This is a genomic window from Komagataeibacter intermedius TF2, assembly GCF_000964425.1.
Taxonomy (GTDB): Bacteria; Pseudomonadota; Alphaproteobacteria; order Acetobacterales; family Acetobacteraceae; genus Komagataeibacter; species Komagataeibacter intermedius.
Map to the genome: position 1 here is coordinate 1 of NZ_BANF01000071.1, position 7,861 is coordinate 7,861.

At 69.0% G+C, this 7,861-nt stretch carries 9 protein-coding genes; 1 reads left to right on the plus strand and 8 read right to left on the minus strand.

What is annotated here, in order from left to right; genetic code table 11:
* Positions 1–153: 153 nt before the first annotated feature.
* The 3 genes from cobM to B7449_RS10960 are packed head-to-tail and all read right to left on the minus strand — an operon-like array spanning position 154 to position 2,521.
* Positions 154–906: a precorrin-4 C(11)-methyltransferase gene (gene cobM / locus B7449_RS10950; protein WP_039733040.1), complete on the minus strand. Its 753-nt coding sequence runs from the start codon at positions 904–906 to the stop codon at positions 154–156.
* Positions 903–1,277: a cobalamin biosynthesis protein gene (locus B7449_RS10955; protein WP_039733042.1), complete on the minus strand. Its 375-nt coding sequence runs from the start codon at positions 1,275–1,277 to the stop codon at positions 903–905. Before B7449_RS10955 ends, cobM begins: the two co-directional genes overlap by 4 nt.
* Positions 1,274–2,521 (minus strand): bifunctional cobalt-precorrin-7 (C(5))-methyltransferase/cobalt-precorrin-6B (C(15))-methyltransferase, encoded by a 1,248-nt coding sequence (locus B7449_RS10960; RefSeq protein WP_039733062.1) that lies wholly within the window; start codon positions 2,519–2,521, stop codon positions 1,274–1,276. Before B7449_RS10960 ends, B7449_RS10955 begins: the two co-directional genes overlap by 4 nt.
* A gap of 32 nt (positions 2,522–2,553) precedes the next feature.
* Between B7449_RS10960 and B7449_RS10965 the strand changes: the two genes are divergently transcribed.
* Positions 2,554–3,324 carry a cobalt-precorrin-6A reductase gene (locus tag B7449_RS10965; protein WP_039733043.1) on the plus strand — a complete coding sequence of 257 codons (771 nt, stop codon included), beginning with the start codon at positions 2,554–2,556 and terminating at the stop codon, positions 3,322–3,324.
* Here the strand turns inward: B7449_RS10965 and cobJ are convergent.
* The 5 genes from cobJ to B7449_RS10990 form a co-directional block, all read right to left on the minus strand.
* A complete protein-coding gene (gene cobJ / locus B7449_RS10970) occupies positions 3,288–4,061 on the minus strand; it encodes a precorrin-3B C(17)-methyltransferase (RefSeq protein WP_039733044.1) in 774 nt (257 codons plus the stop codon). The two genes, B7449_RS10965 and cobJ, sit on opposite strands and share 37 nt — an antisense overlap.
* Positions 4,058–4,795 carry a precorrin-2 C(20)-methyltransferase gene (locus B7449_RS10975; protein WP_039733045.1) on the minus strand — a complete coding sequence of 246 codons (738 nt, stop codon included), beginning with the start codon at positions 4,793–4,795 and terminating at the stop codon, positions 4,058–4,060. Before B7449_RS10975 ends, cobJ begins: the two co-directional genes overlap by 4 nt.
* Positions 4,792–5,433, minus strand: a complete 642-nt coding sequence (locus tag B7449_RS10980; protein ID WP_039733046.1) for a precorrin-8X methylmutase — start codon at positions 5,431–5,433, stop codon at positions 4,792–4,794. The genes B7449_RS10975 and B7449_RS10980 overlap by 4 nt, the downstream gene beginning before the upstream one ends.
* A complete protein-coding gene (gene cobG, locus B7449_RS10985) occupies positions 5,430–6,662 on the minus strand; it encodes a precorrin-3B synthase (protein WP_039733047.1) in 1,233 nt (410 codons plus the stop codon). The genes B7449_RS10980 and cobG overlap by 4 nt, the downstream gene beginning before the upstream one ends.
* Positions 6,659–7,861: cobaltochelatase subunit CobN (locus tag B7449_RS10990; protein ID WP_048883623.1), on the minus strand; the 1,203-nt coding region annotated here is incomplete at its 5' end. The genes cobG and B7449_RS10990, both read right to left, overlap by 4 nt.

Sequence of the window (7,861 nt, forward strand, 5' to 3'; positions counted from 1 at the left end):
CGAAGCCATGATCTATCTCGTTGGCGCAATCATTAATTCAAGATGATTCCCAACAGACCCTGAATAAAAGCATCAGGGAACACCGCCATTTGAATATAAGGCGGCACCCAAAATTTTTTATTTTTTGATCCCGCTACCATATGGCGCAGTGACTCAGGACCGGAAGCGCCGATGATAATCGGCGTTGTACAACGCGCTTTCCCGGAAGTCGTGCGTACCCAGCGCCCGCCCCACCAGCACCAGCGCCGTGCGTTCGATGGGATTTTCCGCCAGCTTTGCACAGATATCCCCCAACGTGCCGCGCAGCACCAGCTGGTCGGGCCATGTCGCCCGCGCCACGATGGCCACGGGACAGTCCGCGCCATAAAACGGCGTCAGGTCGGCCACGATCCGGTCCAGCACATGAATGGCCAGATGGATCGCAAGCGTTGCCCCTGTCGCGCCGAAGGCGGCCAGTTTTTCACGTTCCGGCATGGCCGATGCCCGCCCGCTGACACGCGTCAGCACCACGCTCTGCGCGACTTCGGGCACCGTCAGTTCGCGCCCCAGAACGGAGGCGGCAGCGGCGAAGGCCGGCACGCCCGGCGTCATGGTCCACGGAATGCCATGGCGATCCAGACGACGGATCTGTTCGGCCACGGCGCTATAGACAGACAGGTCGCCCGAATGCAGACGCGCCACATCCTGTCCCGCCGCATGGGCCTTTACATATTCCGCTTCGATCAGATCCAGCGTCAGCGGGGCGGTATCCACCAGCCGGGCATCCGACGGGCAGTGTTCCAGCATTTCGGCTGGCACGATGGAACCTGCGTACAGGCAGACCGGGCATGCCGCCAGCAGGTCGCGCCCGCGCAGGGTCAGCAGGTCGGCAGCACCCGGGCCTGCGCCAATGAAGTGTACGGTCATGCATCCTCTCCCTGTGCCATGGCACATGTTGCGTGGGTGCCGGTCAGGCGCGGCACGATCAGTCGTGAATAAGGCCCCGCCGCCGCCAGCGCGCAGCCTTCCGCCACCGACGCGACACCCAGTGCCGCCAGCGCGCGGGCGGATCGGGTCAGGCAGCGCGGCTGAGCCGCCGCCAGCTCGTCCGGTGTCACCGCGCGCAGCGTCAGGCCCAGCCGGGCGAGTGCTGCCTGCAGCCCGGCCTCGCGGTAGCGGAAGGCGGGCACGGCGACAAGGTCCGCCCGCCTGCCACAGCGTTCATGGGCCACCTGCAGCAGGTCAAGGATCACTCCTGCCGCGCAGCCGCTGCGCAGGCCAAGTCCCGCGACGATCATGCGGGTACGTCCTGTGTGCGGGTGACGGCGTAGCTGGTCACGGTCATGCCGGGACGGAACCCGTGGAAGCGCCCGATGGCTTCCAGCCGTTCCACCTGCATGCGCGTCAGCGTGCCGCCCCGGCGGGCATGGGCGGCGATGACCGCTGCCTCGCTTTCCAGTGTCACGGCATTGGCGACCAGCCGCCCGCCCGGCCGCAGCGCGCGCCACGCCGCATCCAGCATACCGGGACGGCTTACGCCGCCACCAATGAAAATGGCATCAGGTGGCGGCAGGCCATCGGCTGCCAGCGTGGGCAGGATGGCAGGCGCTTCCCCCGCCACGATACGCAGCGCGGGCACGCCAAGGTTCAGGGCGTTATGGGCGATGCGGGCACGGCGGTCAGCCGATTTTTCAATGGCGACGGCCCGGTTGGCCGGGTGGCGAAGCATCCATTCAATGCTGATCGACCCCGATCCGCCGCCAATGTCCCACAGCACCTCGCCCCGCCGTGGGGCAAGGGCGGACAGGGTCGCGGCCCGGATCTCGCGCTTGGTGATCTGCCCGTCATGGGCGAACATGTCATCAGGCAGCCCGCAGGCCAGCGGGATGACCAGCGCATCACGCGTCGCCACGATGTCCAGCGCCATCAGGTTCAGCCGGGGCGGGCGGGGCGTATCCGCCGCCATGTCCGCGACCGTTGCGGTGTGGTGCGCCTGTCCCACCCCGCCCAGCGCGCCCAGCACATGCATGGTGGACGGCCCGAAGCCGCGTTCGTGCAGCCAGCGCGCGAACCGGACAGGCGTTTCTTCATCCGCTGACAGTACCACCAGCCGCGCACCGGGCTGCAGGGCAGGGGCCACGGCTTCCATCGGGCGACCGCACAGGGACAGGACATTCACATCCTGTTCCGCCCAGCCCAGCAGGTTGCACGCCAGCGCCACGGAAGATGGCGCGGGATAACACCGCATTTCACCCATCGGCACGTGGCGGCGCAGCGTGCTGCCCACCCCGAACAGGAACGGATCGCCAGATGCCAGCACACATACGGCCTGCCCGCGATGGGCCAGCAACCGGTCGATGCCATCGGCAAAGGGGTGCGGCCAGGACAGCGTGCGCCCGGTTGTCACCGTCGCCGCAAGGGCCAGATGACGCGCGCCACCCACCACCAGGTCCGCGCCCGCGATCAGCGTGCGCAGGGCCGGGGGCAGCCCCTCGACACCCTCTTCGCCAATGCCGATAACATGCAGCCACGGGGTGGTCATGCGCATGCCCCGTTGCAGGCAGGAGGGGAAAGATGCGGGTTCTGGTTCTTGGCGGCACGACGGAGGCCCGCGCGCTGTATGGCCTGCTGGAACAGGCGGGGACGCGGTTTGGTGTCACGGTCTCCCTCGCCGGGGCCACGCGCGCGCCCGTCCTGCCACGGCTTGCGGTCAGGATTGGCGGGTTCGGCGGGGTGGACGGCCTGCGGGACTGGCTGGTGGCGCACCGGATCGAGGCGGTCATTGACGCGACCCACCCCTTTGCCGTGCGCATGAGCGCCAATGCCGTGCAGGCCTGCGCACAGGCGGGTGTCGCGCTGCTGCGCGTGGAACGCCCCGGCTGGACGCCGGTGGCGGGGGATCGCTGGATACGGGTGGCAGATATGCCGGCTGCTGCCCGTGCACTGGGTGCCACGCCGCGTCGCGTGCTGCTGACGGTGGGACGCAAGGACCTGCTGCCCTTCCACCATGCGGGCGCGCATGACTGGCTGCTGCGCAGTGTGGACCGGCCCGATGCCGCCCTGCTGCCGCCCGGCGCGCGGGTGCTGCAGGCACGCGGCCCCTTTGATGTCGCGGCCGAGGACGCGCTGCTGCGCACTGAACGCATTGATGTGATCATCACCAAGAATTCCGGCGGCACGGCAACATCTGCCAAGCTGGAGGCCGCGCGCGTACTGGGCCTGCCGGTCATCATGGTCGATCGCCCGCCTGTGGCCCCGGCCCCCACCGTGGCCGATGCGGGGGGCGCCATGGCATGGCTGGAGTGCCTTTATGCGCACGTCTCATCCACCCGGCGGGAGGTATAGAGCCATTTCCCGCCATCCGCGCGGTCAATCACATGGGTCAGCGGGCAGCCGATCAGCACCAGCGTGCTCATGTCCACCTGTTCGGGGTCGGCATGGGCGATATCGGTCAGGATCACGCGTTCATCCGGGCGGCCTATGGCGCGGGCGAAGGCGACCGGCACATCGCCGGGCAAAATGGTGCGCAGCAGGTCCAGCGCTTCGCCCAGCTGGTCGGGCCGGGCCTTTGAACGTGGATTGTACAGCGCAATGACCAGCCCCGCGCCCGCGGCGGCGGCCAGCCTGCGGTGCACCACCTCGCGCGGCTTGAGGTTGTCCGACAGGGAAATGACACAGAAATCCCCCCCCAGCGGCGCACCCAGCCGGGCGGCTGCGGCCAGCACGGCTGAGACGCCGGGTACGACCGTGACATCCACCCCCCGCCATGCGGCGGGGCCGTGATCGATGGCTTCGAACACGGCGCTGGCCATGCCGAATACGCCTGCATCCCCGCCGGATACGACCGCCACGGTCCGGCCCGCCAGTGCAAGTTCAATGGCATGGCGCGCGCGGTCCAGTTCCACGCGGTTGTCGGATGCGTGGCGCACGACCTCCGGCCCGGATTTGACCCGGGCGACATAGGGTGCGTAGCCGATCAGGTCGGTTGCCTGCGCCAGTGCATGACCGGCCTGCGGGGTCTGCTGTTCCGGCGCGCCGGGGCCAAGCCCCACGATGAAGATGCGCCCTGCCGCCTGCGTCATCGCGCGTCCTCCCGCCCGGGGACAAGGATGATGGAGAAATAGGGGGCCGGTCCCGTCATGTCCGCAAGCCTCATCCAGCGCTGCTGCGGCTGGGTCGCGCGTTCGACATAGATCGCGCGGTCCTCGCGCCCCGCATGGCGCAGCGCGGTCCGCACCTTTTCAAGATTGCGGCCCAGCTTCATGATGACGGCGGCATCCGCGCGTTCCAGTGCTGCGGTCAGCGCCGCTTCATCCAGCGTGCCGGGAATGACGCACAGCACGTCATCCCCATGCACCATCGGCTGCCGCGCGGCCGACCAGCATCCCGCCATGGCGGTAATGCCGGGCACCACGGTGCAGGCAAAACGGTCCTGCAGGCGGTCGAACACATACATGGCCGACCCGAACAGGAACGGGTCCCCTTCACACAGCAGCGCCACGTCCTGTCCGTTCTGCAGGCGGGTTGCGATCTGTCCGGCACAGTCATCGTAAAATGTCGCCATGCGCACCAGATAGGCCGGGTCGCTGACCGGGATTTCCGTGGTGAAGGGATAGGCGAAGCGCAGGGTCTCGGCCTGTGCGGGCAGCATGTCGCCGGCGATCTGGCGGGCATGGCCGGGCCGGTCATGACGGCAGAACCATGCCACCACCGGGCTTTCGCGCAGCATGCGCGCGGCCTTCAGGGTCATCAGTTCCGGATCACCCGGCCCCATGCCAAGGATGGACAGGCGGCCTGTCGCGGCGCTGGCGTTCATTCCGCTTCACTCGCCAGCGCGTTGACGGTGGCCGCCGCCATGGCGCTGCCCCCCAGACGTCCGCGCACGATAATGAACGGCAGGTCGCCAAATTCCGCCAGCGCGTCCTTGGATTCCGCCGCCCCGACAAAACCGACCGGCATGCCAATGACCGCCGCCGGCCGGGGCGCGCCCGCGCGAATCATTTCCAGCAGGTGGAACAGCGCGGTCGGCGCGTTGCCGATGGCCACCACCGCGCCATCCAGCCGGTCGCCCCACAGGTCCATCGCCGCGGCCGAGCGGGTATTGCCGATTTCCTTTGCAATCACGGGCGTGCGCGGGTCGCGCAGTGTGCAGATGACCGCGTTGTCGGCAGGCAGGCGCGCGCGGGTCACGCCATGGGCGACCATGTTCGCATCACACAGGATGGGCCGGCCCGCCAGCAGGGCCGCGCGCGCACTGCTTACGAAATCGGGGGACATGCGGATGGATTTCACCACATCCACCATGCCGCAGGCGTGGATGATGCGCACGACCACGCGGGCTTCGGCCTTGGTCAGCCCGCTCAGGTCGGCTTCGGCGCGGATGATGGCAAAGGAACGGGCATAAATCGCCGCCCCGTCATGAATATAGTCGTACGGTTCCGTCTGCGGGGTCATGCCGGTTCAGTTCTCCCGTTGCGTGGGGTGGGATTGGTGGGGTGCCGGGACCAGCCCCGCACGATCGGATGTATCTGTGCCAGTGAAAGCCCGATGTCCACAGGCGTATTGTCCGCCCGGCCATGCGGGCACAGGCCATACCCGTCCGGTCCCGCCACCAGCGTGATGTCGGCAGGAGCGGGGTGGGCGCATCCCTTGACGCAGCCTGATACATGCAGGCTGACACCCGGCGGCAGGTCGGGGGCCAGTACCTGCGCGTCCGCAATCACGTCGCGCGCAGCACACGCGCAGCCACGTGTGCCGATGCACGCCCATATGCGCAGGCGTGGGTCATCCGCGTGCGTGATCAGGCCAGGCAGGGCAGGGGACACCGCGCACTGTTCCAGCACGATCGCGCGCCACGGGGCCACGCGCATATGGCCATTTCCGTGGTCATCGCACCATTGCGCAATGTCTTCGAACATGCGGGCGGTAACGGGACCGGGCGGCAGCACGGCGCCCATGGCGTGACCGGGCAGGGGTCCTGCAGGCCGGGGGCTGTGCCGGGTCGCGGGTGGGGCGGCCATAGTATTCTGTCGCCCGATGCGGGCAAAGGCGGCCCGGCCCAGCATGGGATCACGCAGGGGCCGTGCGGCGGGGGATGCTGCCGCCAGCGCATGCGCCAGCGCGACAGCAACGGGTGGAACGTCATGTCCAGCGCAGGCCAGCGCGCGATCACCACAGACCACCAGCCACCCGCCATTCGTGGCGCGGGCGACAATATCCGCGCGCAGCGTCCCTGTCGGGATATATCCTCCACATTCCACGCCCACCACGAATTTGGCGGGTAGCCCACACAGCGTATCGGCTCCGGCAAGGGCGGCATCCAGCGCCCGGATCACCTGTGGCGCATCGGGTGCCGCATCCGGGTCGATCCCGGCCAGTGGCGACAGCAGCAGGCTGCGCCGTGCCTCGGTCGCGGCATCGCTGCTGGCCAGTCCTGCCGCGTGCATGTCGCGGGCAAAGGCGCGGGCGCTGTGTGGCGTCAGGCCACGCAGTTGCAGGTTGCCCCGGCTGGTCAGTTCGATCAGGCCATTGCCATGCATGGTGGCGGCGCGGGCGATCTGTCGCGCCTGTGTCCCGGACAGGCGGCCCAGTGGCGGGCGCACGCGGGCCAGCCAGCCATCGGCGGCTTCCATGGGGGTGTGCAGGCCGGGACACCAGCCGCGTATGGCGGGTGGCGTGGTCATGGCCGTGTATCATCCAGCAGCATGGCCGCGGAATTGCTGCGCGGCCGCCACAGGTCGCGGCGCAGCGCATCGGCCAGCAGGCGGCGGATGGCGGCATGCGCGTCGGGATTGGCGTGGCGCAGGAAGGCATCCATGTCCGGGTCGTCCAGCACGGCGCGGAAGGTCAGGTCAAACTGCCGGTCGAAACGCGCGGGCATGGTTGCGGCGAAACCATGCAGGGCCTCTACCCCGCGTGCGATGTCCGCAGCGCCCCGGTAGCCATGGCGGCGCATGCCCGCCAGCCACGCCGGGTTGGTCAGCCGTCCGCGCGTGATCCGGGCCACTTCCTGCGCCGTGGCCCGCAGGCGCGGCGCATCGGGGCGGGAGGTATCGCCATGCAGCAGGCGCGGTGTATTGCCCAGCATGCTGGCCGCCGCGGCCATGCCGCCTTCATGAGTGGCCATGTCCGCGCTTTCCAGAATGTCGGTTTCGGCACTGTCCTGCACATGCAGCACGACCGCCGCCCCCGCCATGCGCGCGGCCAGCGCGTCGGGCTGGCGCTGTCCCTCGCGGTTGCCGCCATAGGTCCATGCCGACCCATCCAGCCATGCCTGTCCCAGATCGTCACGCGTTGACCATGTGCCACGCGCCAGCGGGTCTTCCATCCCCGTGCCGTAACTGCCCGGCGCCGCGCCAAACATGCGTGCGGTCGCGGCCTGCAGCGCCGCCCCGTCCAGCCCCGCCGCCTGTGCCGCCAGCGGGTTGAGGCCGGGGGCCTCGAAACCACGTGCGGCCACGGCCTGCACCGCCTGTTCAAACAGGGCGATCTGCCCCGGAAAGGCATCACGGAACAGGCCCGACAGGCGCAGCGTCACATCCACGCGCGGACGGTCGAGTTCCGCCATCGGGATGACCTCGATCCCCGTGACCCGTCCTGATGCGTCATCCCATACCGGGCGCACCCCCATCAGCAGCAGCGCAAGGGCAAGGTCCTCGCCCCCCGTGCGCAGGCTGGCCGATCCCCACAGGTCAATGACCAGACTGCACAGCGGCTCGCCCTGATCCTGCAGGTGCCCTTCCAGCAGCACTTCCGCCGTGCGCTGCGCCAGCACCATGGCGGACCGGGTGGGAATGGCGCGCGGGTCCATGGCGTACAGGTTGCGCCCCGTCGGCAGTACGTCGGCCCGGCCCCGCGTGGGCGCGCCCGCCGGCCCCGCCGG

Excerpts from the sequence above, each read along its gene's own strand:
- B7449_RS10980 (WP_039733046.1), bottom strand. The coding sequence starts at position 5,433 with ATGACCCCGCAGACGGAACCGTACGACTATATTCATGACGGGGCGGCG.
- cobG (WP_039733047.1), bottom strand. The coding sequence starts at position 6,662 with ATGACCACGCCACCCGCCATACGCGGCTGGTGTCCCGGCCTGCACACC.
- B7449_RS10955 (WP_039733042.1), bottom strand. The coding sequence starts at position 1,277 with ATGATCGTCGCGGGACTTGGCCTGCGCAGCGGCTGCGCGGCAGGAGTG.
- B7449_RS10975 (WP_039733045.1), bottom strand. The coding sequence starts at position 4,795 with ATGAACGCCAGCGCCGCGACAGGCCGCCTGTCCATCCTTGGCATGGGG.
- B7449_RS10960 (WP_039733062.1), bottom strand. The coding sequence starts at position 2,521 with ATGACCACCCCGTGGCTGCATGTTATCGGCATTGGCGAAGAGGGTGTC.
- cobJ (WP_039733044.1), bottom strand. The coding sequence starts at position 4,061 with ATGACGCAGGCGGCAGGGCGCATCTTCATCGTGGGGCTTGGCCCCGGC.
- cobM (WP_039733040.1), bottom strand. The coding sequence starts at position 906 with ATGACCGTACACTTCATTGGCGCAGGCCCGGGTGCTGCCGACCTGCTG.
- B7449_RS10965 (WP_039733043.1), top strand. The coding sequence starts at position 2,554 with ATGCGGGTTCTGGTTCTTGGCGGCACGACGGAGGCCCGCGCGCTGTAT.